Annotated in this window: 27 protein-coding genes and 1 rRNA gene; 10 read left to right on the top strand and 18 right to left on the bottom strand. The window is 63.9% G+C overall.

Annotated features, from left to right (window positions below; genetic code table 11):
- The 5 genes from I7X43_RS13655 to I7X43_RS13675 form a co-directional block, all read right to left on the bottom strand.
- Positions 1 to 84, bottom strand: a 16S ribosomal RNA gene (locus tag I7X43_RS13655); the annotation flags it as partial.
- 367 nt (positions 85 to 451) lie between these two features.
- Entirely contained in the window at positions 452 to 2,212 is a 1,761-nt protein-coding gene (gene ptsP / locus I7X43_RS13660) for a phosphoenolpyruvate--protein phosphotransferase (protein ID WP_198101511.1), read from the bottom strand.
- A gap of 23 nt (positions 2,213 to 2,235) precedes the next feature.
- Positions 2,236 to 2,505, bottom strand: a complete 270-nt coding sequence (locus I7X43_RS13665; protein WP_198101512.1) for an HPr family phosphocarrier protein — start codon at positions 2,503 to 2,505, stop codon at positions 2,236 to 2,238.
- A 35-nt stretch (positions 2,506 to 2,540) separates the two neighbouring features.
- Entirely contained in the window at positions 2,541 to 2,915 is a 375-nt protein-coding gene (locus I7X43_RS13670; RefSeq protein WP_198101513.1) for a PTS sugar transporter subunit IIA, read from the bottom strand.
- A 10-nt stretch (positions 2,916 to 2,925) separates the two neighbouring features.
- Positions 2,926 to 3,477 (bottom strand): hypothetical protein, encoded by a 552-nt coding sequence (locus tag I7X43_RS13675; protein WP_198101514.1) that lies wholly within the window; start codon positions 3,475 to 3,477, stop codon positions 2,926 to 2,928.
- 24 nt (positions 3,478 to 3,501) lie between these two features.
- Between I7X43_RS13675 and I7X43_RS13680 the strand changes: the two genes are divergently transcribed.
- From I7X43_RS13680 to I7X43_RS13690, 3 genes are read left to right on the top strand one after another with little or no spacing between them, the layout of a single operon-like run.
- On the top strand, positions 3,502 to 4,740 hold the full coding sequence (locus I7X43_RS13680; RefSeq protein WP_198101515.1) for a CaiB/BaiF CoA transferase family protein: 1,239 nt from the start codon (positions 3,502 to 3,504) through the stop codon (positions 4,738 to 4,740).
- Between the two features lie 17 nt (positions 4,741 to 4,757).
- A complete protein-coding gene (locus I7X43_RS13685; RefSeq protein WP_198101516.1) occupies positions 4,758 to 5,870 on the top strand; it encodes a response regulator in 1,113 nt (370 codons plus the stop codon).
- Between the two features lie 29 nt (positions 5,871 to 5,899).
- Entirely contained in the window at positions 5,900 to 6,409 is a 510-nt protein-coding gene (locus tag I7X43_RS13690; protein WP_310737574.1) for a TlpA disulfide reductase family protein, read from the top strand.
- A gap of 47 nt (positions 6,410 to 6,456) precedes the next feature.
- Here the strand turns inward: I7X43_RS13690 and lipA are convergent, their stop codons facing one another.
- The 8 genes from lipA to I7X43_RS13730 all read right to left on the bottom strand — a co-directional run bounded on the left by lipA (position 6,457) and on the right by I7X43_RS13730 (position 12,078).
- On the bottom strand, positions 6,457 to 7,419 hold the full coding sequence (gene lipA, locus I7X43_RS13695; RefSeq protein ID WP_198101517.1) for a lipoyl synthase: 963 nt from the start codon (positions 7,417 to 7,419) through the stop codon (positions 6,457 to 6,459).
- On the bottom strand, positions 7,416 to 8,078 hold the full coding sequence (lipB, locus tag I7X43_RS13700) for a lipoyl(octanoyl) transferase LipB (RefSeq protein WP_198101518.1): 663 nt from the start codon (positions 8,076 to 8,078) through the stop codon (positions 7,416 to 7,418). Before lipB ends, lipA begins: the two co-directional genes overlap by 4 nt.
- Positions 8,079 to 8,345 carry a YbeD family protein gene (locus I7X43_RS13705; protein WP_198101519.1) on the bottom strand — a complete coding sequence of 89 codons (267 nt, stop codon included), beginning with the start codon at positions 8,343 to 8,345 and terminating at the stop codon, positions 8,079 to 8,081.
- A gap of 5 nt (positions 8,346 to 8,350) precedes the next feature.
- Entirely contained in the window at positions 8,351 to 9,517 is a 1,167-nt protein-coding gene (locus I7X43_RS13710) for a D-alanyl-D-alanine carboxypeptidase family protein (RefSeq protein WP_198101520.1), read from the bottom strand.
- A 13-nt stretch (positions 9,518 to 9,530) separates the two neighbouring features.
- Positions 9,531 to 10,148, bottom strand: coding sequence for an alpha/beta hydrolase (locus tag I7X43_RS13715; protein ID WP_198101521.1), 618 nt, complete (start codon positions 10,146 to 10,148; stop codon positions 9,531 to 9,533).
- Complete coding sequence (locus I7X43_RS13720) at positions 10,145 to 10,471, bottom strand: (2Fe-2S) ferredoxin domain-containing protein (RefSeq protein ID WP_198101522.1); 327 nt, start codon at positions 10,469 to 10,471, stop codon at positions 10,145 to 10,147. Before I7X43_RS13720 ends, I7X43_RS13715 begins: the two co-directional genes overlap by 4 nt.
- A 9-nt stretch (positions 10,472 to 10,480) precedes the next feature.
- Positions 10,481 to 11,578 (bottom strand): VanZ family protein, encoded by a 1,098-nt coding sequence (locus tag I7X43_RS13725; RefSeq protein WP_198101523.1) that lies wholly within the window; start codon positions 11,576 to 11,578, stop codon positions 10,481 to 10,483.
- A 71-nt stretch (positions 11,579 to 11,649) separates the two neighbouring features.
- Positions 11,650 to 12,078, bottom strand: a complete 429-nt coding sequence (locus I7X43_RS13730) for a CopD family protein (RefSeq protein ID WP_198101524.1) — start codon at positions 12,076 to 12,078, stop codon at positions 11,650 to 11,652.
- 381 nt (positions 12,079 to 12,459) lie between these two features.
- Between I7X43_RS13730 and hemB the strand changes: the two genes are divergently transcribed.
- Together hemB and I7X43_RS13740 are read left to right on the top strand one after the other, a co-directional pair.
- A complete protein-coding gene (gene hemB, locus I7X43_RS13735) occupies positions 12,460 to 13,464 on the top strand; it encodes a porphobilinogen synthase (protein ID WP_198101525.1) in 1,005 nt (334 codons plus the stop codon).
- 1 nt (position 13,465) lies between these two features.
- A complete protein-coding gene (locus I7X43_RS13740; RefSeq protein WP_198101526.1) occupies positions 13,466 to 14,530 on the top strand; it encodes a magnesium transporter CorA family protein in 1,065 nt (354 codons plus the stop codon).
- Here the strand turns inward: I7X43_RS13740 and ybeY are convergent.
- Complete coding sequence (gene ybeY / locus I7X43_RS13745) at positions 14,509 to 14,973, bottom strand: rRNA maturation RNase YbeY (protein WP_198101527.1); 465 nt, start codon at positions 14,971 to 14,973, stop codon at positions 14,509 to 14,511. The two genes, I7X43_RS13740 and ybeY, sit on opposite strands and share 22 nt — an antisense overlap.
- Positions 14,970 to 15,926 carry a PhoH family protein gene (locus I7X43_RS13750; RefSeq protein WP_198101528.1) on the bottom strand — a complete coding sequence of 319 codons (957 nt, stop codon included), beginning with the start codon at positions 15,924 to 15,926 and terminating at the stop codon, positions 14,970 to 14,972. The genes ybeY and I7X43_RS13750 overlap by 4 nt, the downstream gene beginning before the upstream one ends.
- 54 nt (positions 15,927 to 15,980) lie before the next feature.
- Here I7X43_RS13750 and I7X43_RS13755 point away from each other — a divergent pair, with 54 nt between their 5' ends.
- Genes I7X43_RS13755 through ruvB form a run of 4 tightly spaced genes read left to right on the top strand, consistent with a single transcriptional unit; the run spans position 15,981 to position 19,043 of the window.
- Complete coding sequence (locus I7X43_RS13755; protein WP_310737575.1) at positions 15,981 to 16,754, top strand: sensor histidine kinase; 774 nt, start codon at positions 15,981 to 15,983, stop codon at positions 16,752 to 16,754.
- Positions 16,755 to 16,765: 11 nt separating this feature from the next.
- Positions 16,766 to 17,419 carry a response regulator gene (locus I7X43_RS13760; RefSeq protein WP_198101530.1) on the top strand — a complete coding sequence of 218 codons (654 nt, stop codon included), beginning with the start codon at positions 16,766 to 16,768 and terminating at the stop codon, positions 17,417 to 17,419.
- On the top strand, positions 17,416 to 17,991 hold the full coding sequence (gene ruvA / locus I7X43_RS13765) for a Holliday junction branch migration protein RuvA (protein WP_198101531.1): 576 nt from the start codon (positions 17,416 to 17,418) through the stop codon (positions 17,989 to 17,991). The genes I7X43_RS13760 and ruvA overlap by 4 nt, the downstream gene beginning before the upstream one ends.
- Positions 17,991 to 19,043: a Holliday junction branch migration DNA helicase RuvB gene (ruvB, locus tag I7X43_RS13770; protein WP_198101532.1), complete on the top strand. Its 1,053-nt coding sequence runs from the start codon at positions 17,991 to 17,993 to the stop codon at positions 19,041 to 19,043. The genes ruvA and ruvB overlap by 1 nt, the downstream gene beginning before the upstream one ends.
- An 84-nt stretch (positions 19,044 to 19,127) precedes the next feature.
- Here the strand turns inward: ruvB and I7X43_RS13775 are convergent, their stop codons facing one another.
- From I7X43_RS13775 to I7X43_RS13785, 3 genes are all read right to left on the bottom strand, one after another.
- Positions 19,128 to 20,045, bottom strand: coding sequence for a porin (locus tag I7X43_RS13775; protein WP_198101533.1), 918 nt, complete (start codon positions 20,043 to 20,045; stop codon positions 19,128 to 19,130).
- Between the two features lie 121 nt (positions 20,046 to 20,166).
- Complete coding sequence (locus I7X43_RS13780; RefSeq protein WP_198101534.1) at positions 20,167 to 20,499, bottom strand: DUF1840 domain-containing protein; 333 nt, start codon at positions 20,497 to 20,499, stop codon at positions 20,167 to 20,169.
- A complete protein-coding gene (locus tag I7X43_RS13785) occupies positions 20,493 to 21,773 on the bottom strand; it encodes a cyclic di-GMP phosphodiesterase (RefSeq protein ID WP_198101535.1) in 1,281 nt (426 codons plus the stop codon). The genes I7X43_RS13780 and I7X43_RS13785 overlap by 7 nt, the downstream gene beginning before the upstream one ends.
- 75 nt (positions 21,774 to 21,848) lie before the next feature.
- Here I7X43_RS13785 and pcaF point away from each other — a divergent pair, with 75 nt between their 5' ends.
- Positions 21,849 to 23,051, top strand: coding sequence for a 3-oxoadipyl-CoA thiolase (pcaF, locus tag I7X43_RS13790; RefSeq protein WP_198101536.1), 1,203 nt, complete (start codon positions 21,849 to 21,851; stop codon positions 23,049 to 23,051).

Below are 23,051 nucleotides of genomic sequence, written 5' to 3' on the forward strand. Positions count from 1 at the left end.
GGTTGCCCCGCGTTACCGTTCGACTTGCATGTGTAAGGCATGCCGCCAGCGTTCAATCTGAGCCAGGATCAAACTCTACAGTTCGATCTGTTTTACTCAACGGAATCGAAGTGAACTTCACTTCTATCTCCGCGAGCATTTTTTGCAAGTCATCCTAAATCTCTTCAGGATGCGACCCGCATCAAATGCCCACGCTTATTGGCTGCAACTTGTTAAAGAACTCGAACTCTTCAGTTCGTCGCGCCGTCATCAACAGCGCAGAAGCGAGATTATTGCAGCGTTTTAATCCGACTGTCAACACCTTTCGAAATCTTTTTGCAATCAGCAAAAACTCTCAAAAGACCTCACCCCCCCCAACCACCTCTTGCGCCTAAGGCATCAATCAGCAGCGGAGCCCGCCATTATGGCACTGAATTTATCGAGTGCGCAAGTGGGGTTCGAAATTTAAGACTCAGCCGCCCCAGCCTACGGCCGCGGCAGCGGCGGCAGGGTCTTCTGCGTTGATCACGTCTCGCACGAGGGCTGCCGCCCTTGCTGAATCACAGCGAAGAACGCGCTGCTTGACCCGTGCAATCTGGGTCGGATGCATTGAAAAGCTGCGCAGTCCCATTCCCAACAGGACTTCGGTAAAGGCGAGGTCGCCCGCCATTTCCCCACACACGCTGACACTCTTGTTCTGTTCGCGACACTCTTGGATGACGCGGGCCAGTAGACCCAGAACAGCGGGATGCCAGGGATCGAACAAGTGCGAGACGGATTGATCGGCCCGGTCAATCGCCAGTGTGTATTGAATCAGGTCATTGGTGCCAATGGACACGAAGTCCACCCAGGGAAGCAAGCTCCGCAGCACCAAAGCAGCCGCCGGAACCTCCACCATGACCCCCAACTCCACGGAACCCATTCGCTGCCCGCGTGACTTCAGTTGCGCGCACACTTTTTCTATGCAATCCCGGACCTGCCGAAGTTCCCGACCATGGCTCACCATCGGCAACAGCAGGCGCACAGGGCCTTCCGCGCTTGCACGATAGATGGCGCGGAGTTGCTGCCGAAACATGGCCGGCTCGCTCAGGCTCCAACGGATCGCCCGCAGTCCCATCGCCGGGTTCAGGATGGCGTCCTGTCGGGACTCGTTGGGGAGTGCCCGCTCCAACGGCTTGTCCGCTCCCACGTCCACCGTGCGAATGGTGACAGGCCGCCCCCCCATGGCCAGCACCGCTTGACGGTAGGCAAGGTATTGCTCTTCTTCCGAAGGCAATTGCCCCCCGCGGCCCATGAAGAGAAACTCACTGCGGAAGAGCCCGACCCCCTCAGCCCCCACCTGCAAAGCAGGTTCGGCGTCTTGCGGCAGCTCGATATTGGCGAGCATTTCCACGCGCTCGCCGTCGAGTGTTACGGCGGGTGTAAAGCGTAGGCGTGCCAGGCGTTCGCGCTCCAATTCAGCTTGGCGTTGGCGGAAACGATATTCCTCCAGAACGATTGGCGAGGGATTCACCACCACCACGCCGGCATCACCGTCGATGACGACCCAGTCGTCCTGCTGAATGAGTCGACTGCCTTCCCGTGTCCCCACCACGGCCGGAATGTCCATGCTGCGCGCGACGATCGCGGTGTGCGAGGTCTTGCCGCCGATGTCCGTCACAAAGCCCTGAAAGACGCCATCCCGGAATCGGAGCATGTCCGCCGGCGAAATGTCGCCTGCGACAAGAACCAGCGGATCCTCACCGGCGAAATCCCGAGCGCCCGACTGCAGCGCGCTCGGCCACTCCTCGGTACCCTCGGTGAGCACACGGAGGATGCGCTCCACCACTTGTTCGAGATCGGCCTTGCGCTCCCGGAGATAGTCGTCCTCCATGTCGTCAAATTGGCGCGCCAGCACTTCGAGTTGGGCCGACAGCGCCCACTCGGCGTTGTAGTGACGAGAGCGAACCCACTCCAGCGACGCCTCAACAAGCGCCTCATCGTGCACCAGCATGAGGTGAACATCGAGCAGCGCGGCCAGTTCCGGGGGCGCGTCCGAGGGAAGTGCATCGCGCAGCTGAACCAGTTCGCTTGCAACGCGCTCCCGGGCCGTACGCAGGCGCTCACTTTGCTCACCAACGTCGACATCCGCAATGAAATAGTGGGCAACGTCCAGCCGACTGGACGCCACCAGCACAGCGCGGCCAATGGCCACGCCTCTCGCTACAGCGGTGCCGAAGACCTGGAAGCTCATGTCAACGCCCCTTGAATGCCGTGCTACTCGCCTTCGCCGAAACGATCTTGGATGAGCGCCACAAGCGCTGCATGGGCTTGCGCTTCATCGTCGCCTTCGGTTTCCAGTTCAACCTCACTGCCCAGCCCGGCCGCCAGCATCATGACCCCCATGATGCTCTTGGCATTGACCCGCCGGCCATTGCGACTCAGGAAGACTTCACACCGGAATGTGCCGGCGAGCTTGGTGAGCTTGGCAGACGCCCGCGCATGCAGGCCCAGCTTGTTGATGATTTTGACCGTGGATTTCTGCATGCCCCAAGATTAGCTGCACTTCAGCTCACCGGGCCTCAGGCTTGGCCCACCCCTCGAACGGCGCCTTCGAGCGCCTTGGCGACCACATCGTCGATCGACTCATGGCCGTAGCACAAGCTGCGCCACAGCATGGGCACATTGACGCCATAGATCAAGGCGGCACCCTCTCGGCCCTGCAGCGCCTGGCCGGCGGCATTGGCCGGCGTCGCACCCAGGGCATCCACGAACACCAGAACCGGCCCGTCGGAGGGAAGGCACGCCTTCACCTCCGTAATCGCCCGCTCCAGGTCCCATTCGGGATGGACATCCAAGCCTTTGAGGCGAGCCCCGCAGCCTGGATAGGTGTGTGCGGCAACGCCACAAAGGGCGGAGGCCAAGGGGGCATGTGCAACCACAAGCATGTAAACCATGGCGCGATTATCAAGACGCCGGCCGACCGCTCTCGTCGGGCAGGTGGGTCAGTTCGCGCAAAAACTGGAGGGCTGTGGGTGGGGGCGCTTCCCGCCCCAGAACCAATGCCTGATACACATGCCCGCGCCGCCCCCATGTCAGCAACACGGCCTGTCGCTCGGGTGCTTTCAGATGAAAGGCGCCGCCTCGCTCGGTCGGCAACGCCCCGATGGGGGGCTGAAGCCCCGCCTCCGGCCCCAATGGCGTGGCCTGGGCCCCCAATCGCCCGGCCAAATCTGACGCACTCACTTCCAGCGCCAGTAGCACCCGGTCACCCCGCTCCAAGTCCTGCCAAGCCAGTGAGAATGTCCACCCCTGCGCTTCACATACCGCCAGGCCGGTGCCCCGCTCCTGCCGGATTTCCGGCTTGCACGGGAAGCTGCCCCGTACGTTGGCCGCTGGGAAACTCATCTGGCGCCAGTTCCACGCCGGGGTGCAGGCGGCCACCCATCCAACCGCCGCCATCAGCGCGACACCCGTCCGCCAGGCGCGCTGTCGGATGGTCATTCCAAATCGATGCATCACACCATTATTGGCTCCCCACCCATGACACCGAACACACCGCAAGCCCTGGACGGCCTTCGAATCCTGGATCTCAGCCGGGTTCTCGCGGGCCCTTGGTGCACGCAGATGCTGGGCGATCTGGGGGCGGATGTCGTCAAAGTTGAGCGTCCAGGGCGGGGTGACGACACCCGCGCATGGGGCCCCCCCTTCCTGCCGGACGCCGACGGGCGCCCCTCTCAAGAATCTGCCTACTACCTGTGCGCCAACCGGAACAAGCGATCGATCACCATCGACCTCGCCCTGGCGGAGGGGGCTCGCTTGGTGCGCGAACTGGCAGCCGTCTCGGACGTCTTGGTCGAGAACTTCAAAGTCGGAGATCTGGCGCGTTACGGCCTGTCGCCGGAGCAACTCTTACAACTCAACCCGCGATTGGTGATCTGCTCCATCACGGGCTTCGGGCAGACCGGCCCCTGGCGTGAAAAGCCTGGGTACGATTTTGTCGCCCAAGCCTTGGGGGGCTTGATGAGCGTGACCGGCGCTGCAGACGGCGAACCCGGTGCAGGCCCCCAGAAGGTCGGCGTCGCGGTCACGGATCTCTACACCGGCCTCCATGCCACCATCGCGATCTTGGCCGCCCTGCGTCACCGAGATCAGACGGGACGGGGCCAGTGGATTGACCTGTCCCTTTTTGACAGCCAGTTGGCCATGCTGGCCAACTTGGGCAGTCAGGCGCTCTGCGGCGGCACCACACCCACGCGCTTGGGCAATGCCCACCCCAGCATCGCGCCCTATCAAAGTTTGGCGACGCAAGACGGGCACTTGATCGTGGCGGTGGGCAACGACCGCCAGTTTGCACACCTTGCCGAGGTACTGGGGCATCCCGAGTGGGCAGCCGATCCGCGCTTTGCGTCGAACGCACAGCGAGTCGCTCATCGGCAGGACCTCACAGCGGCGTTGGAGACCCATTTCAGGTCGCAGCCCCGGGCTCATTGGCTGGAGCGGTTGGAGGCGGCAGGGGTGCCCTGTGCCGCCGTCAACACGGTGAACGAGGCCTTGGCCCTGGAGCAAACGCACGCCCGCGGCATGGTGGTTTCCCTAGCTCACCCCCTCAACCCCGGGCAAAAGCTAATCGGCAACCCCATTCAAATGGGCGAAACCCCCATACAGTACCGGCGGCCCCCGCCCAGTTTGGGCGAACATGGCGAGTCAGTCCTGCGCGAATGGTTGGGCGCTGACGCCGCCACCTGTACTGCTTGGCGCGAGTCGGGGGCGCTCGGCTGACCCAACTCCTGCCCCCGATGCCCTCCGCCCCTGACAGCGTCTCGCTCAGCCAAGCCCTGGAACAAGTGGGCGACGAGGTGGCGCACCCGTTGTTGGTCGCGCTAGACCGACTGAGGACCTTGCAGCAACACGCCGACCCCGCCCTCAAAGCGGCGTTGGCGGGGCTCCATGAGCCCCTGCGGCGTGCACGGGAAGGGGCCTTGCTGGCCCAACAACTGGGCCGACTCAGCTCGGGACGGGTTCGCCCCGGCCAAATGAGCGTGCCGCTGCACGACACGCTGCAAGCGCTGTGCGCCCAGCGGCGGCGGGAAGCGGAGGCGCGGGGCCTGCAGTTGCGTACGGAGTGGCTGTCGGCCGACATCGATACTGACCCAGTCTTGCTGGATCATTTGCTCAGTCACCTGCTGGACTGGGCTCTGGCCCACACCTGCAGTTCGGTGGACCTGCGCATGGCGTTGAGCCCCTGGCCCGTGCGGGCACAACTGACCTGCCGTTTTGCGGTCCGGCCCTTGGATCAGATCCAGACCGGAACCTCGATGCCAGACCCCTCGCCTCTGAGTCTCGCGTGGCTCTTCGTTCAAGAGGCAGGCGCGCTGCTGGGGGTGGAGGTGGATCGGGAAGACGAGGGGCCGGTGTGGGTCGCGGTGCTCCGATTCCCCGCTGCTCGCATGAGTGCCTTGGGAGCGACCGTTTCGCTGCCACCCGAGGTCGTGGATGAAGGGCACAACACCCAGCCGTTTGGCGGCGCTCCGGCGCTGGTGATCACCCAGCGGCCCGAGTTGCTGAGCGCGCTGGGGGCGGTCATGGACCCTCTGGGCTGGGATTTGGATCGAGCCGAGTCCGTTGACGCCGCGAGGGCCTTGTGCCGGCACCGCCTGCCCAAGCTCATCGTGGTTGATGGCGCATTGCGCAGCCCGGACATGGCCGGGTTGTGCGCCGAGATTCGTGCGGACGTTCCACAGTTCCCGCTGATCGAAGTCGTGCCCGCCGGCCGGGCCACGCAGATGCCCATGCGGGGTGTCAGTCCGTGCCCGGAAGTCCACCTGCGCTTGCACCTTCCAGCCCTGCTCAAACGCGCCTTTGGCGGTGCCCCGGCACCAGCCGCACCCGAATTGACCTTTCGCGTGTAGTGGGCCTGCACAGCGTCGACAATGGCGGCATGGCTTGGAATCGACGCATCGTTTGGCCCCTGCTGGTCGGCATGGGTGCCGCTGCAATGGGCGCAGTGGCTTGGCAGTGGAACGCTCCGCCCTTGGCCCCCGTGGTGCAGTACACGCTACTGGACGGTCAGGCGCGTAGCAGCCAGCAATGGAACGGCAAAGTGATGGTGGTGAATTTCTGGGCCACCAGTTGCACCACCTGCGTCAAGGAAATGCCCGCCCTGATGGCCACTCACGAAAAATTCAAGGGGCCTCGTTTCGACACCTTGGCCGTCGCCATGGCCTACGACCCCCCCGACTACGTTGCGGCGTTCGCCCAGACGCGCAAGCTGCCGTTTGGCGTGGCCATCGACAACAGCGGCGCCATCGCCAACGCCTTCGACCCCGCGGTGCGCATGACCCCCACCACGTTTGTCATCGACAAGCAGGGGCGCATCGTCAAGCGCTACTTGGGGGAGCCCGATTTCAAGGCGATGCACCAACTCATCGAAACGTTAATCGCGGCCTAAGGCGCGACACCGCCGACGCGGCACCGCGCGCGACGCGGGATGCCGCTTTAAATGGCGCCGGCGCTGGCGGCCTGCTGATCCGCGTGGTAACTGGAGCGCACCATGGCGCCCACCGCGGCATGACTAAACCCCATGGCCGCAGCTTCCCGCTCGAACATCTTGAACGTGTCGGGGTGCACATAGCGGCGCACAGGCAAGTGATGACTGCTGGGCGCGAGGTACTGGCCAATCGTCAGCATCTCGACCCCATGGTCCCGCAAGTCGCGCATCACCTGCAGGATTTCCTCGTCGGTCTCGCCCAGGCCCACCATGAGTCCACTCTTGGTGGGCACGCCCGGCACCTCTGCCTTGAACTGCTTGAGCAGGTTCAACGAGAACGCGTAATCCGATCCCGGTCGCGCTTCTTTGTACAGACGTGGCACCGTTTCCAGGTTGTGATTCATCACATCGGGCGGCGCGCCTTTGAGGATGGCCAAGGCGCGGTCCATTCGACCACGGAAGTCCGGCACCAGCACTTCAATGCGCGTTTGCGGCGACGCCTCGCGCGTGGCCCGAATGCAATCAACGTAGTGCTGGGCCCCACCATCCAGCAAATCGTCCCGATCCACGCTGGTGATGACAACGTATTTCAGCTTGAGCGCGCCAATGGTCTTGGCCAAGTTGGCCGGTTCATTGACATCCAGGGGATCTGGCCGGCCATGCCCGACGTCACAGAAGGGGCAGCGACGCGTGCACTTGTCCCCCATGATCATGAAGGTGGCGGTGCCATGCCCAAAACACTCGCCAATGTTGGGACAGGAGGCCTCTTCGCAGACCGTGTTGAGCTTGTGCTCCCGCAGAATCTGCTTGATCTCGTAGAACCGCGTGTTGGGCGAACCGGCTCGCACTCGAATCCAATCCGGCTTCTTCAGCACTTCGGCCGGCGCCACTTTGATCGGAATACGCCGCGTCTTGGCGTCACCCTTTTGCTTGGCGGTGGGGTCGTAGGGCGTGTTGGAGTCGGTTGTCATGGCTGAAGCTGGGCGGCCAGGCGCTCACTCAGCACCGAAGCCACAAGTTCGGGATCACGGGGGCCGCCGAGTGTAGCGAGATCCACTGTTCGCAATCCGGGATAACCACAAGGGTTGATGCGTTGGAAAGGCTCAAGGTCCATGGCCACGTTGAGCGCCAAGCCGTGATAGGTGCACTGCCGGCTGACCTTGATTCCCAAAGCCGCCACCTTGGCCAATCCCTCGAAGGGATCGCGCGCAGGGCCGGTCGGCGCTGCATGGGCACGGGGGGCGTCGACCCGCACATAGATACCCGGGGCGCCCCCCACCCGAAACCCCGTGAGCCCGAAGTGGTCCAAGGTCTGGATCACGGCGGCCTCCAACCGGAACACGAACTCGCGGACATAGATGCCCAGCCGTGACAAATCCACCAGCGGGTAGGCCACCACTTGTCCCGGGCCGTGATACGTCACCTGCCCGCCTCGGTTGCTCTGCACCACCGGAATGTCCCCTGGCATCAAGAGATGCTCGGGCTTGGCGGCCAGACCCAGGGTGAACACAGAGGGGTGCTCACAGACCCACAGCTCGTCGGGGGTCTGGGGCCCGCGCTGCGCCGTGAAGGCCTGCATGGCGGCTGCAGTCGGCTCCCACGGCACTGAACCGAGCGCACACACCCGCACTTAGAGCACCACCTTGACCAAAGGATGCGTGGTCAGCGTGCGGTAAAGCTCGTCCAACTGCTCACGGCTGGTGGCCGTGACGGTGATGGTCAGCCCCAGGTACTTGCCGCCGCTGGAGGGGCGCTGCTCAATGGTGCTCGCATCAAATTCGGGGTCAAACTGGCGCGCCACGTGCGCGACTGCTTCGATAAACCCCTCCACCTGCGCGCCCATCACCTTGATGGGGAAGCGCGAGGGGTACTCGATCAGGCTCTCATCAGGTTTCATGGTGCTTACCGTATCCACAAACGAAGGGCATCCCAGACCCGGCCCAACACACCCGCCTCGGGCACGGCCTCCTGGACCACCAGGGGCACTTCCGCCAACGGAGCGCCACCGGCACTCTTGATGGACAACTTGCCGACCGCCTGCCCCTTTTGCAAGGGCGCCACCAAGGGGTCCGTCCGTTTGATCTCGGTTTGAACCTTGGCGCCCTCACCGCGGGGCACGGTCACATAGACCGGGTGAGCGGCCCCCAGCTTCACCTTCTGGCGCTGACCCTTCCACACTTCGGGCTCCGCCAAAACCTTGCCCGGTTCATAAAGCCGTACACCATCCCAAGCGCTGTAGCCCCAGTTCAGAAGCTTCTGGCTTTCTTGAGCTCGCGCCTCTTTCGACGCCGTTCCCAGCACCACACTGATCAAGCGCCGCTTGCCATTGGGGAACTCCCGCTCAGCGCTTGCAATCAAGCAGTAGCCGGCCCCCTCGGTGTAGCCCGTTTTCATCCCATCCACGCTCGGATCTCGGGTGAGGAGCAGGTTTCGGTTGTCTTGCTTGATCTTGTTGTAGGTGTAGTCACGGACCTTGTAGTACCCGTAGGACTGAGGATGGTCGAGGACCAAACGCTGCGCAATCACAGCCAAATCGCGCGCGCTGGCGTAGTGCCCAGGCTCACTCATCCCCGTGACGTTCTTGAACTGCGTGTTCTTCAAGCCCCAGGCCTGGGCTTGCCGGTTCATCATGGCGACGAACTGCTCGACCGTCCCGCCCACCCCTTCAGCCAACGCCACCGAGGCGTCGTTGCCGGACTGCACGATCATGCCGTTCAGCAACTCATGGACCTTGGGGCGCATGGTGGTGTCGATGAACATGACCGAAGCGCCGCCCTTGCGCTCGTCCCAGGCACGCTTGGAGACAGCCAACTCCTGGTCCAACGTCAATCGCTTTTCTTTCAGCGCATTGAACACCAGATAGGCCGTCATGAGCTTGGTCAGCGAGGCGGGCTCCGCTTGCACGTCGGCATCCCGCTCCGCCAGCGTCTGCTGGCTGTTGACATCCACCAACATGTACTGCTTGGCAGCCACCTCCGGGGCCTGCGGAACCTGCGCCCACACCGGCAGACTCGCGGCCCCAATTGCCACGGCAACAACCAGCCCCCTCACGACACAAAAACTCATCATTCCGATTCCAAACTCAGCGCGACCACGCGCGCATCACCAAGTCTTTAAGCAGCACTTGCTGCCCATGAAAAAAGTGCCCAGCCCCTGGCAACACGGTCACGGGCAAGGCCTGTGGCCGGGCCCAATCCAGCACCGCGGACAGCGGCACCACATCGTCCAGCTCGCCGTGCAGCACAAAGCTATGCGCCGGCACCTGCTCCGCAGGGAAGCGACTCGCGGCCAAGCCGATCAACGCCAACCGATGCACGGGTTGCCCTGCCGTCTGCAAGCGCTCGGCCAAGCGGGTGGCCACATAGGCCCCGAAAGAAAAGCCGCCCAGGTAAAAAGGCGCATCGGGCGGCAGCACGGCTTGGGCGGCCGCCCAAGCGTCATCCACTTCCCCAACCCCATGGTCGAACTGCCCATCCGACGCGCCGACCCCGCGAAAATTGAGCCGAACGGCTCGCAATCCCAGGGCCAAGGCGGCCCGAGCCAGGGACTGCACCACCTTGTTGTCCATGGTGCCGCCATGAGTGGGCAACGGGTGGAGCAGCAGCGCCACACCCTGCGGTGCGCCCTCCGGATCATCAAACGCCAACTCCAGCTGCCCGGCGGGGCCGGAGATGAGTTGGCGCGTGGTGGCCGACCTCATCGCCCGACCGAATCCGGCAGCCGCAGACGCTCCACCACCTCACCTTGCTTCAGGTGCCGGTCAATGATTTCGTCTATGTCGCTGGCGTCCACATACGTGTACCACGTGGCCTCCGGGTAGACCACCAACACCGGGGCCCCAGCGCAGCGATCCAGGCATCCGGCTTTGTTGACTCGCACCGCGCCCACGCCGGCCAAGCCTTCCGCCTTCACCCGGGCTTTGCAATGATCAAAAGCCTCTTGAGCCCCATGCCGGGTGCAGCACGCCTCGCCCTCGGCGCGCTCATTGAGGCAAAAGAAGAGATGGCGTTGGTAGTAGCTCATCCCGTCATTTTAGGGATTGCCCTGATCCTCCGGGAGCAGCCGACCCAGTGCCCACATCAGCGCCGCCACCGGCCACAGCCACCCAATCCATTGGAAGAGCCCGATCAAGTGGACGCGCGGACCGGCCTGCCACTGCGCCAAGCTGCGCAGCCAATAGGCGTCCTGAGCCACTCCGTTGATGAGCACCAACAATGCTGTCAACGTGGGCACCACCAGCACCGCTGCAACCCGCGCCGGCGCAGCCGCCGCCAAGGATGCCCCCAGCGTGGCCCAAGCCAGGGCCCAGCCCGTCCCTGGGGTCTGCCAACTCCAGGTGTGGGCGGGTCCGAAATTCAGCGCAGCTGACACCCCGCTCATGCCCACCCCCAGACCCAACAGCGCCAGCACGAGGAACAGGCGGTGCCCGCCCGGTTTGGCGCAGGCCAGCATGACCAAACACGGCCCCAGCAGACCCAGCGCGGTGAGCAGACTGGCCAGTCCCGTGCCTGGCTGTTGGCCCGTCAACTCGGGCAACATCGCCACCCACCCCGCGTCTCCCCCCCATTCCCGAAGCTGCTGCACCGCACCCGGCAGCCACTGGCCCTGCGCCAAAGGCAAAGGGGGCGGAAACAACAGGCCCAACGGCCACAGGGCCAACAGCGTCAGCCCCCAAGCACTGCCGGGTTGGAAAAACACCTCCCGCCAGTGAACCCAGCGCCCCAACCAGCCCACTCGGGCGCACAGGACGGCCAGGCCCGCGCCCACACTGGCGCCCCCCGAGTTCAGCGCCCAGTCGGCCAACGAGGGCACCCGAGCCGGCAGGCCATACTGCGCCGCCTCTAGCGTGAAAGCGAGCCCCGCGGGCAGTAGCCCCCCAAAGAGGGCGCACCACCCCAGCGATCGCTGGTGACGCCACGCCGCCGCCGCGATCAAAAAGCCGAGGGGCAGGTACCCAAGCGCGTTGGCCCAAACATCAAAAACCGACCAATAGCGCGGCCACGGCAAGCGAAGCAAATCCCCCCAGGGCATGCCACCCGGGCGTTCCCACGGGCTAAAGGGGTACAAACTGGCATAAGCCACGCTGGCCGCATACACCAGGGCCAGCCAAGCCAAGCTGCTGATCCTCACCGGCGAAGCGAGGGGGCGGTTCGGCTTGAATGCGGTCGATCGCGAGCCACGCATCGCTGGTTGGCGTCCGCTCAAATGGGCCGCACGACCACCAAGATCACGATGGCCATGAACAGCAAGACCGACACCTCGTTGAAGACGCGATACCAGCGGTGCGAGCGCCGGTTTTGCAACCGCTCAAACTCGGCGAGCATGCGGCCACAGCGCACGTAATAGACGATTGCCCCCACCACCAGCGCCAATTTGATCCACATCCAGAGCCCGCCGGCCACATAGGCGTCCCAGGCCATGGCCAGCATCAGCCCGCCAAGCAACAACGCCACCCCCATCAACAAGTGGCCAAAGCGGTACAGCTTGCGCCCCATCAACAGCAAGCGTTCGCGCTCCGCATGGCTGGTGGGCGGCACCATGGCCAAGTTGACCAAGATGCGCGGCAAATAAAACAACGCGGCAAACCACGCGGCCACGAAGACGATGTGAAAGGCTTTGATCCAGAGCATGGCCGCATTATGCGAAGGCGCTCGCGGCAGACACGAGCGATAAGCGCCTCAGTGCTGGAACCACGGCGCGACGCGGCTGCGCAGCCGACACCCAGCCGCGCCAGCGGCGTGCTACAGCTTTGCGCTGTAGGCAAGTTCCAAGGGCAAAAAAAACCCCGGCCACCGGCCGGGGTTGAAAGCCTTGATGCTGTCATCACACAAGGCTCCTGCTCAGGGAGGAAAAGCAGGGAACGGCCACCTCGCGGCTACCATTCGGGGACAAGTCTAATGGCAGCGGATCGCGATTGGCAAGATTCGGTGTCAAAAGTCACCGAATTCCTGGGCCTTTTCTCACCCGTCCTGCACGCTCGCCGTCTTTGCGCTAACTCAATCCGACCGCTCATGAACCCGCTTTTTGCCCCCTTTCCCGCCGCCCGCCCGCGACGCCTGCGCCGCGATGCTGCCACCCGCGAGTTGGTGCGGGAGCACCGCCTGCACCCCAGCGATTTGATTTGGCCGGTGTTCTTCCAAGCCGGCCAGGGGCTCGAAACGCCCGTGCCCTCCATGCCCGGCGTGGTGCGCTACTCCATCGACCAGCTGCTACCGGCGGCTGAAGCGGCAGCGCACTTGGGCATTCGTGCCCTGGCGCTATTTCCGGTGATTGACCCCGCCCTCAAAGATCCACAGGGGCGCGAAGCACTCAATCCCGAAGGCTTGGTTCCCACCTGCGTGCGAGCGCTCAAAGAGCGCCTGCCCGAACTGGCCTTGATTACCGATGTGGCGCTGGACCCCTACACCAGCCACGGCCAAGACGGGGTGATTGACGCGCAAGGACGCATCCTCAATGACGAAACCGTGGCGCTACTCGCGCAACAGGCGGTCTTGCAGGCCCAGTGCGGCGCGGACATCGTCGCGCCCAGCGACATGATGGATGGCCGCATCGGCGCCATTCGCCAAGCCTTGGAAGCCGTGCAGCAGCCCTACACCCGGATCTTGGCCTACAGCGCCAAATACGCCAGCAGCTACTACGGCCCGTTCCGAGACGCGGTGGGCTCCGCAGCCAACCTCGGCAAGGCCGACAAAAAAACCTACCAAATGGACCCCGGAAACAGCAACGAAGCGCTGCGCGAGGTGGGTCTGGACATTGCCGAAGGGGCTGACATGGTGATGGTCAAGCCCGGCCTGCCTTATTTGGACATCGTGTACCGCGTTAAGGAGACTTACGGGGTTCCCACTTTTGCGTACCAAGTCAGCGGCGAGTACGCCATGATCAAAGCGGCAGCCGCGAACGGCTGGATTGACCACGACGCCGTGATGATGGAAACGCTGCTCGGTTTCAAGCGCGCCGGGGCCGATGCCATCCTGAGCTACTTTGCCCCCGACGCTGCCCGACTGCTAAGGGCTTGATATGGAGGGCCCGGTCATCCTGCACGTCCGCCGCGACGGCCTGCACGAGTTGGCCGATTGGCCTGATGCTTGGCCGTCGGACGGATTCATCTGGATCGCCACCACCCGTGAAACCCTGCAGGCCCAGTTCCCCGCACTCCAAACGCGGCTGATGCACGAGTTGCACGGCCCGTTGATGGACTTGCACGTTTCAGACCTGCTCAACGAGCAACTGCCCTCTCACTTTGAGGCGACGCGCGTCTACGACTTGATGGTGCTGCGGCGATTGGCTGCCGCGCGCACGCCGGACGGCACCTGGGATTGGGCCGAAGCCATCGACACCCGTGCCGTTGGGTTTGCGGTCTATGACCGCTTGCTCCTGAGCGTCCACCCCCAGAACTGCCCGGTCTTGAGCTACTTTTTGGAGCGCTTGCCCCTGCTGGTCCAAGTGGGGGAAAGCCGCGCGGGTGTGCGCTTGCCCTTGAGTCCCGATGAACTGATGCTGCGCATGCTCAATCACATGGTGGACAGCTACTTGGAGTTGCGGCGCCAACTGACGCGACGCATCGGTGACTTGCAGCAGGCATTGCTGGACACCCACCGGCCGTTCCAAGATTGGCCGCAACTGCTAACCGCCCGAGACGCCCTGGTCCGCCTGGAAGAGCTCTGTGAGGATCAGCAGGCGGCGGTGCAGGAGTGGCTGGATGCGCAGTTGGAACTGCAGTCGGGCACCGAACCCAATCTGGAAGCCGAGACCCACCGGGTCCGGGCGCGAGACGTGCTGGAACACATCGAGCGGGTGCTGTCCCACATTCGGCGCCTCATGGCGAGCACCGAATCGGCGGTGCAAATGCACTACGCCGCCTTGGGCCACCGGACCAACGGGATCATGAAAGTGCTCACCGCCCTCACGGCAGTCTTCCTGCCCTTGAACCTCATCACGGGCATTTTTGGCATGAACTTCGATGCCCTTCCCCTCATCCACAACCAGCACGGCGCGTGGGTGGCTTTGGGGCTGATGGGCCTGCTGGGTATCGGCTTGGGGGTGTGGTTCCGGCGCAAGCGTTATTTGGGGTCGCGCTCGTAAGGGTCGGCGAAACCCAACCGTTTCAAAATGGCCGATTCGCGGGCTTCCATGGCCTGCGCCTCGGCGTCGTCCTCGTGATCCCACCCCTGGGCGTGCAGCGTGCCGTGAACCAGCAAGTGGGCATAGTGCGCTTCTAGCGATTTGCCCTGCTCCAGGGCTTCGCGCTCCACCACGTCTGCGCACAGCACCAGGTCCGCAAGGACCACCGGCTCGGTGTCGTAGTCGAAGGTCAGCACATTGGTGGCGTAATCCTTGCCGCGATAGCTGCGGTTCAGTTGCTGCCCTTCTTCCGCCCCGACCACCCGCACGGTGAGTTCACCGTCACCGTCCAGCGCATGACGAATCCAGCGCTGGACCTTGTGTCGCGGCAGTTGGTCCCGATGCCGGGTGTCGGCGAACTGCAGCGACAACCGAAGTTCTGGGAGTTGGAACCGGGCCGTCATGGCCGGCCTCCGGTCGTGGCCGCGCGGCGGTCATAGGCCTCCACGATGCGGCCCACCAAGGGGTGCCGCACCACGTCAGCCCGAGTGAAGCGGGTCAAGCCGATGCCCTCAACCCCATCCAAGACCTGCAACGCATCAATCAAGCCACTGGTCACGCCCCGCGGAAGGTCCACCTGGCTGGTATCGCCCGTCACCACCGCACGGCTACCAAACCCGATACGGGTCAGAAACATCTTCATCTGCTCGGGTGTGGTGTTTTGGGCTTCATCCAAGATCACGAACGCGTGGTTCAAGGTCCGCCCGCGCATAAAGGCCAGCGGTGCCACTTCCAACAGCCCCTTCTCCTGAGCCCGATTGACCTTTTCAAAGCCCATCAGGTCATAGAGCGCGTCAAAGAGTGGGCGCAGATACGGGTCCACTTTTTGCGCCAAGTCGCCCGGCAAAAAACCCAGGCGCTCCCCCGCTTCGACTGCCGGGCGGGTCAACACAATGCGCTGAACCTGATGACGTTCCAGCGCGTCCACAGCGCAGGCCACGGCCAAATAGGTCTTGCCGGTGCCGGCAGGCCCCACACCCAGGCTCAAGTCGTTGGACAAGATGCGATTCAGGTACGCCTGCTGGTTCGGCGTGCGGGCGGCCAAGTCATGCCGGCGCGTGTGCAAAGTCAGCGTCGGCGCCGTCGGGGCGGCCGCGGGCTGGGCGCCCGCCTGAACCAACAGCAGTTGCAGCGTTTCCGGCGCAATGGGGCGATGCGCCAAGGCCTGCAGCCGCTGCAGGACATCCAGGGCGCTGCGTGCGGCAGCAGCGGGCCCTTCGATGCGGAACTTGGCCTGCCGACGGGTCAAGCGCACGCCCAAGGCTGACGCAATCCCTTTCAGGTGCGCGTCCAGTTCCCCGCACAGATGCGCGAGGGCGTCATTGCCCATTTCTTCAAATTCGTGCTGCAGAACCACGCGCTCGCCTTGTTGGAATGCAAAACGCCATTGTCCGTCTTGCACAATGCCCCGATGTCACCGTCCATGCCACCGTTGTTGCTGGGGCTGCTCTCGCTGGTTGTCTTTCTGGCCGGGGCTGCACTAGGAGCCCTGGTTGTGGTGTGGCGAACGCCCCGCGCCTTACGGCGCCAACGCGCTCGGCTGAACCACCAATGGGAGCAGCGTTTGGCCCAGGCCGCTATTGCGCAAGCCGAAACGAGCGAGCGACACCTGGAGGACGTCACCGAGCGGGAGCGCAAGCGCATTGCCGCCGACCTGCACGATGACCTCGGCGCCAAGCTGTTGACCATCGTTCACACCAGCGAGGATGAGCGCATCGCCGGATTGGCGCGGGAGGCGCTGGAAGCCATGCGGCTGTCGGTGCGCGGGCTCACGGGCAAACCCATGCAGCTGGCGGATGCGTTGGGCGACTGGCGCGCGGAAGGGGTTGCTCGCTTGATGCAGGCTCACATTGAACCCGACTGGGCCCCCTTATTGGACGAATGCCCGCAGACCCTGCCCGCCCGCAGTTACGTGCAGGCAACGCGCGTGCTGCGAGAAGCCATCAGCAACGTCATCAAACACAGTGGCGCGGAGCGGTGTCAGGTGCGTTGCGCCATTGCCCCCACCCACCTGGAGTTGCTGATTCAAGACGACGGGCAAGGCTTTGATGCCGCCAGCTCGGCCCCCCACCGGGGACATGGCCTGGCCAGCATGCTGTCTCGCGCCCAACAAATCGCGGGCGACTGCGAAATTCACTCCCAACCTGGCAAAGGTACCCAAGTGCGCCTGAGCGTGCCTCTGTGATACTGGTGCCCATGGATTCCATCCTTTTGCTCGAAGACCTCCCCGAAATTCGGGACTGGCTCAAAACCCTGATTCATCAAGTCTTTCCTGCGGCGCGCGTCACCGAATGCGCCAAGGTTCAGGACGCCCTGCACTGGGTGCAACAGACGCGCTTCGATCTGGCTTTGCTGGACCTCGGTTTGCCCGATGGTTCGGGTGTCAAGGTGGTGGAGGCCTTGCGCGAACACCAACCGCACGCGCAGTCTGTGATCGTGACCATCCACGATGACGACGAACACTTGTTTCCAGCCCTGCAAGCCGGCGCGTTTGGTTATCTGCTGAAAGAGCAGGCGCGCGCGCTGCTCGCCGAGCAATTGCAGCGCATCAGCCAGGGTGAACCCCCGCTGTCCCCCTCCATCGCCCGCAAGGTGATTGCTCACTTTGCAGCGTCCAAGACCCAGGCACCCGCCGCCGCCATTCCCGAGGTGGCGCTCACCGAGCGAGAGTCCGAAGTGTTGTTGCGGGTGGCCAAGGGCTTCACGCTGCCCGAGATTGGGGTGCAACTGGGCCTATCTCGCCACACCATCGCGGACTACGTCAAGCAAATCTACCGCAAGCTCAACGTGTCTTCGCGCGCCGAAGCCGCGCTGGAAGCCCAGCGCCTGGGCCTGTTCGGGCGGCCATGATCGGACGACTTCAAGGGGCGCTGGCGGGCAAGCGCCCGCCGCAAGTGCTGGTGGATGTACAGGGCGTGGGCTACGAGGTCGAAGTGCCCATGAGCACGTACTGTGCCCTGCCTGCGCTGGGTGAACCGGTGTGTCTGCTCACCCACTTTGTGGTGCGAGAGGATGCGCAAATCCTTTTTGGCTTTTTGGCATCGGACGAGCGCGAAGCCTTTCGGCTGCTGATCAAAATCTCCGGCGTGGGGCCCCGCACAGCGCTGGCCCTCCTCTCCGGCCTGAGCGTGGGTGACCTGAGCGAGGCGGTAGCGCGCCAAGACGCGAGCCGACTGGTCAAGGTGCCCGGCATTGGTAAAAAAACGGCCGAACGACTGCTGTTGGAGCTCAAGGGCAAGCTCGGTGAGGCCCTGCCGCAGGCCTCGCAGACCGACGGACAGAACGCCCTATCTGACATTGCCGACGCGCTCTTGGCGCTGGGCTACAGCGACAAAGAGGCCCAGAGCGCGCTCAAAGGGTTGCCTGCAGGCCTGTCCGTGACCGAAGGCATCCGTCACGCCCTGAAGGCGCTGAACCGCTGATGGCCATCCAGACCGACAACCTCCAAGCGCCCGGCGCGGATCGCTTGATCGCGGCCACCCCGCGTTCACCCCAGGAAGAAGCGCTGGAGCGCGCGCTGCGGCCCAAGCAGCTCGATGAATATGTCGGCCAGGTCAAGGTGCGCGAACAGTTGGAAATCTTCGTCGGCGCGGCCAAGAAACGCGGGGAAGTACTGGACCACGTGCTGCTGTTCGGCCCCCCGGGGCTGGGCAAGACCACGCTGTCGCACATCATTGCCCACGAGCTGGGCGTGCGGTTGCACCAGACCTCCGGCCCGGTGCTCGAAAAGCCGCGCGACCTGGCGGCCATCCTCACCAGCCTAGAGCGCAACGATGTGCTCTTCATCGACGAAATCCACCGCCTGTCGCCGGTTGTCGAGGAAATCTTGTACCCCGCGCTGGAAGACTTCCAGATCGACATTCTGATCGGCGAAGGCCCAGCCGCACGCTCCATCAAACTGGACTTGCAACCCTTTACCTTGGTCGGCGCCACCACCCGCGCCGGCATGCTGACCAACCCCTTGCGTGACCGTTTCGGGATCACCGCGCGGCTGGAGTTCTACAGCGCCGACGAGTTGCAGCGCATCGTGCGCCGCTCGGCCCACCTCCTGGGGGCCCCGATTGACGACGAAGGCGCACTGGAAATTGCCCGGCGGGCTCGTGGCACGCCGCGCATTGCCAATCGCTTGCTGCGCCGTGTACGGGACTGGGCCGACGTGAAGGCCGATGGCCGGATTCATCAAGCCGTTGCGGCCGCAGCCCTGAGCCTGCTGGATGTGGATCAGGCCGGATTCGACCTGATGGACCGCAAGCTGCTCGAAGCCTTGATTCACCGCTTCGACGGCGGTCCCGTGGGTCTGGACAACCTGGCCGCCGCCATTGGCGAAGCCAGCGACACCATCGAAGACGTGCTGGAACCCTACCTGATTCAACAAGGCTATTTGCACCGGACGCCCCGCGGCCGCATGGCGACCCAGCAAGCCTATCGGCACTTGGGCCTTGCACCACCCCAACGTGAAGGCGAACTCTTTTAGCCCGCGCCCAATCCCTTCACCGCCCCCAGCAACTGCAATAAAAAAGCCACCCGAAGGTGGCTTTTTGCTTCAATCCCGGAGGGATTAGAAGTTGTGACGCACGCCAAACGCCAGCGAGCTGAACTCCGCATCCGCAGCAGCGGTGTCCTTGTTCAGGTCGTACTTGGTGTAATAGGTGTAGACCTTGGTGCGCTTGCTCAGGTTGTAGTTGTAACCCAGCGTCCACTGGCCGGCCTTGGGGCCCTTGTTGGCCGCGCCCAGGTTCACGTGGAACTCGCTGGCGCCGCTGGCGTACATACCGGCCAAACGCCAGATGTTCTGGGTGGTGGCACCCAGATCATTGCGCTGGAAGTAACCCCCCAGGGTCACCGGGCCCATTTCGAACAGGCCGCGCGCGGCCCACTGGCTCTGCGCGCCTTGCTTGCTGTAGCCGAAGCCCAGGTGCATCGGGCCTGCGTCGTAGTTGGCACCAATGTCGGTACCGTTCTTCACGACTTTTTCACCAGCGGTCATGGCAACCGACATGCTGAAGCCGCCCATGGCCGGCAGCATGTACATGACCTTGTTCTTGTTCAGGAACGGGCCACCGTACAGCGCGTCGCTGGACGGGCCGGTGTCGTGGTTGTGCATGCTGACGTAGTCAGCGGTAGCGAAGTACGACTCGGGCGTGATGTTGCCCAGACGGATGGCACCAAAGCTGCCAGCCAACTGAACCCAAGCCTCACGGCCCCAGAACGTGCTGGCGGCTGCGCCGGTGTCGGAGTTGAAGCCGCTTTCCAGGTTGAAACTGGCCTTCAGACCGCCACCGATGTCTTCCGTGCCCTTCAGGCCGAAACGCGACGAGTTGTTCTGAACGACCCAGGTCCGCGACCCATTGTTGACCTTCTGGTTTTCCACCGTGGTGTTCACGCGGCCGTACAGGGTGACCGAGCTTTGGGCGAACGCCGGGGCCGCGACAGCTGCGGCAACCAGGGCGACGGCGGACAGAGCGAATTTCTTCATCTTGAGCCTTCAAACAGGGTTAAACACATGCCCGATGCCCAGGGCACCGAACAAAGCGAGGCGAGTATAGGGAGGGGGTTTCCACGAGTCGCCGAAACGATGCGTAATTGCAACAGCCCGGTCACAGCGGTTGCCACTGGACCGCTTGACCGGCCGCCAGTGCGCGTTGTAGGAGGGTCTGCACCGGCCACAGGCGCTGGCGCAATGAAACGCCGGCATCAGAGATTGCATCCGAGTCCTCCACCACCTCCGTGGCCACCACCGCAGCAGTGGGCGCGAGAGGCTGCGAGTCATCCAAGGTCGCCGTGGCCGAAGCCAGGGCGACTGGAATCTGTTCGACCAGGAAAATCCCTTGTGTCGCGAACGGGCGCCCCAGGGCGGTCAGCACCTCCTGGGCATGTGACGCCAGCATGAGCACGTCAGCGTCCGCCTTAGACGAGAAGCGAATCAACACGCCGCGGCGCCAGCCGGCGCATCTGCGCCATGAAAGAAATAGGCGAAGCGGGCCCGTGGGCGCAAGTAGAAGGTCGCCGGACGGGGCAAATCGGCGCTGCGCAGGCTGCGACGAATGCCCAGCGTGCTGTTTTCTTCCAAATTCAGGGACAGCGCTTCGTCAGCGGGGATAGCCGGGTCATAAACCACCACCCGCGGTTTCAACGGTCGACTGGAATTGACTGCCACCACGATGGCGAAGCGGTCATCCGTCAATTGCACGATGGACCCCGGGGGATACACCCCCATCATGCGAATGAAGGCGTTGAGCAAGGTGGCGTCAAAACGACTGCGACCCTGCGCAAACATCAAGGACAAGGCTTCGTGGGGTGTCAAACCTTTGGAAGCGACCGCCGGATTGCACAGTCCATCAAAGCGATTGACCAGCGCCACGATACGCGCCAAGGCGTGCATGCGCTCCCCATTCAGCCGTTGCGGGAAGCCCGTGGCATCGGCGTGTTCATGATGCTGCGCAATGACCGCCAGGGCATCGGGCGTCAACACCATCTGCTGGGCCATGCGAACGCCCTTGGCCACATGGTCCTGGTAGGCCTGCATTTCGTGCGCATTGAACTGGTCACTGCGATGGCGGTACCGGCTGTCCACGTCCAGTTTGCCCACATCATGCAAGAGCGCACCGGTACCCAAGGCCAGCAACTCATCGTCGCCCAATCCGCAAGCCCGGCCCAACAGCAGCGACACGAGACTCACATTGAGCGCATGGGCGGCGGCCCGATCGCCGGCCGCCTCATTCAAGACCCGCAGATTCAACTCCTGCGAGACCAGCATCTTGTCCAGTAGGCTGCGGGTCAATTGAACCGCTTGCTGACCGGCCAGGCGCGGATCTTTCAGCACCAAGCCCATCAAGCTGGTGAGCGCCTCGGCAGCCTCCCCGTACTGGGCCTCGCAGATGGCCAGCAAATCGCGCTCCGCCTTCAGCGCCGCCCGACGAGCCTGCGCGACTTGCTCGGCCGCCAAGGCCGCCGGGTCCACTTCGCCCACGGCGCTCGGCGCCCCGACGTCGCCCGGCTTCGCCGCCTCTGGCGCTTCCAACTGGCTCTTCTCCGGGCTCCAGCGCACTTGCTTGACACCCAAGCGCCGGATCACCACCAGTTGATCTTCCGAAGTCACGCGGAAGCTGGACAGCGGGAAGGGGTGGCGCATCCAGCCCACGTCCAGGTGGATGAACATGCCCACTTTCAGCTGGGCGACATCAATGACTTCTTCGCCGTTCATGCAGCAAACGAGGGGAGGCAACGGTGCGGAGTATGCACTGCCAGACACAATGTGAAGCGTTTGGAGCCCCCCCCTATGTCAAGTGCCTTTCTTTGTGACGCTCTGCGCACCCCCATCGGCCGCTACGGCGGCGCCCTCTCCGCCGTTCGCTCGGACGATTTGGCAGCCCATGTCTTGCGCAGCCTTCAGCAGCGCCAGCCCCAATTGGATTGGGCGGCCGTGGAAGAGGTGGTGCTGGGCTGCGCCAATCAAGCCGGTGAGGACAACCGCAATGTGGCGCGCATGGCCACGCTGCTGGCCGGCCTGCCCCTGAGCGTGCCAGGCACCACGGTTAACCGTCTGTGTGGCTCGGGGTTGGACGCAGTCGGCTTGGCCGCCCGCAGCATTGCGGCCGGCGAGACCTCGCTCATGGTGGCCGGCGGCGTTGAAAGCATGAGTCGCGCCCCGTTTGTCATGCCCAAGGCCACGGAGGCGTTTGCGCGCAGCAACGCGGTCTTTGACACCACCATCGGCTGGCGCTTTGTCAATCCGGCGCTGCACAAGGCCTTCGGTACGGACTCCATGCCCGAAACCGCCGAGAACGTGGCCAGCGACTTCAGCATCTCCCGGGAAGACCAAGACCGCTTTGCGCTTGCCAGCCAATCCAAGGCCCTGGCGGCCCGCGAACGCGGCTTTTTTGCCCGAGAAATCGTGCCCGTCACCCTTGCGCAGCGTAAAGGCGACCCACTGAGGGTGGAGCACGACGAACACCCGCGCGCCACCAGTTTGGAGGCCTTGGCCAAGCTCAAGCCCATTGTTCGCGAGGGCGGTACGGTCACCGCCGGCAACGCCAGCGGCGTCAACGATGGCGCCTGTGCGCTCATCCTCGCCAGCGAAACCGCCGCGCGGGTCCACGGACTGACGCCTCGCGCCCGAGTCCTTGGAATGGCCACCGCTGGCGTCGCCCCCCGCATCATGGGTATCGGGCCGGTCCCTGCCACTCAGAAGCTCTTGGCCCGACTGGGGCTGTCCCTGGCTGACTTCGATCTGATCGAATTGAACGAAGCCTTCGCGGCCCAGGGTTTGGCGGTGTTGCGCCAATTGGGCGTTGCCGATAACGACCCGCGTGTCAATCCCAATGGGGGGGCCATTGCCCTGGGACATCCCCTGGGCATGAGCGGCGCCCGCCTCGTCACGACCGCCCTCAACCAACTCGAAGCCAGCGGCGGCCGGCGCGCCTTGTGCACCATGTGCATTGGCGTCGGCCAGGGCATCGCCCTGGCCATCGAACGGGTTTAA

It is taken from the genome of Inhella gelatinilytica, assembly GCF_016093295.1.
In the GTDB taxonomy this organism is placed as follows: domain Bacteria; phylum Pseudomonadota; class Gammaproteobacteria; order Burkholderiales; family Burkholderiaceae_C; genus Inhella; species Inhella gelatinilytica.

Bases quoted from the DNA above. Each gene is read 5' to 3' on its own strand.
- I7X43_RS13690 (WP_310737574.1), top strand. From the start codon at position 5,900: ATGGCTTGGAATCGACGCATCGTTTGGCCCCTGCTGGTCGGCATGGGT.
- I7X43_RS13715 (WP_198101521.1), bottom strand. From the start codon at position 10,148: ATGAGGTCGGCCACCACGCGCCAACTCATCTCCGGCCCCGCCGGGCAG.
- ruvA (WP_198101531.1), top strand. From the start codon at position 17,416: ATGATCGGACGACTTCAAGGGGCGCTGGCGGGCAAGCGCCCGCCGCAA.
- I7X43_RS13730 (WP_198101524.1), bottom strand. From the start codon at position 12,078: ATGCTCTGGATCAAAGCCTTTCACATCGTCTTCGTGGCCGCGTGGTTT.
- I7X43_RS13710 (WP_198101520.1), bottom strand. From the start codon at position 9,517: ATGATGAGTTTTTGTGTCGTGAGGGGGCTGGTTGTTGCCGTGGCAATT.
- I7X43_RS13675 (WP_198101514.1), bottom strand. From the start codon at position 3,477: ATGCATCGATTTGGAATGACCATCCGACAGCGCGCCTGGCGGACGGGT.
- ptsP (WP_198101511.1), bottom strand. From the start codon at position 2,212: ATGAGCTTCCAGGTCTTCGGCACCGCTGTAGCGAGAGGCGTGGCCATT.
- I7X43_RS13760 (WP_198101530.1), top strand. From the start codon at position 16,766: ATGGATTCCATCCTTTTGCTCGAAGACCTCCCCGAAATTCGGGACTGG.
- ruvB (WP_198101532.1), top strand. From the start codon at position 17,991: ATGGCCATCCAGACCGACAACCTCCAAGCGCCCGGCGCGGATCGCTTG.
- lipA (WP_198101517.1), bottom strand. From the start codon at position 7,419: ATGACAACCGACTCCAACACGCCCTACGACCCCACCGCCAAGCAAAAG.
- I7X43_RS13755 (WP_310737575.1), top strand. From the start codon at position 15,981: ATGTCACCGTCCATGCCACCGTTGTTGCTGGGGCTGCTCTCGCTGGTT.
- I7X43_RS13680 (WP_198101515.1), top strand. From the start codon at position 3,502: ATGACACCGAACACACCGCAAGCCCTGGACGGCCTTCGAATCCTGGAT.
- I7X43_RS13665 (WP_198101512.1), bottom strand. From the start codon at position 2,505: ATGCAGAAATCCACGGTCAAAATCATCAACAAGCTGGGCCTGCATGCG.
- hemB (WP_198101525.1), top strand. From the start codon at position 12,460: ATGAACCCGCTTTTTGCCCCCTTTCCCGCCGCCCGCCCGCGACGCCTG.
- pcaF (WP_198101536.1), top strand. From the start codon at position 21,849: ATGTCAAGTGCCTTTCTTTGTGACGCTCTGCGCACCCCCATCGGCCGC.
- I7X43_RS13775 (WP_198101533.1), bottom strand. From the start codon at position 20,045: ATGAAGAAATTCGCTCTGTCCGCCGTCGCCCTGGTTGCCGCAGCTGTC.
- I7X43_RS13720 (WP_198101522.1), bottom strand. From the start codon at position 10,471: ATGAGCTACTACCAACGCCATCTCTTCTTTTGCCTCAATGAGCGCGCC.
- I7X43_RS13785 (WP_198101535.1), bottom strand. From the start codon at position 21,773: ATGAACGGCGAAGAAGTCATTGATGTCGCCCAGCTGAAAGTGGGCATG.
- I7X43_RS13685 (WP_198101516.1), top strand. From the start codon at position 4,758: ATGCCCTCCGCCCCTGACAGCGTCTCGCTCAGCCAAGCCCTGGAACAA.
- ybeY (WP_198101527.1), bottom strand. From the start codon at position 14,973: ATGACGGCCCGGTTCCAACTCCCAGAACTTCGGTTGTCGCTGCAGTTC.
- I7X43_RS13670 (WP_198101513.1), bottom strand. From the start codon at position 2,915: ATGGTTTACATGCTTGTGGTTGCACATGCCCCCTTGGCCTCCGCCCTT.
- I7X43_RS13740 (WP_198101526.1), top strand. From the start codon at position 13,466: ATGGAGGGCCCGGTCATCCTGCACGTCCGCCGCGACGGCCTGCACGAG.
- I7X43_RS13705 (WP_198101519.1), bottom strand. From the start codon at position 8,345: ATGAAACCTGATGAGAGCCTGATCGAGTACCCCTCGCGCTTCCCCATC.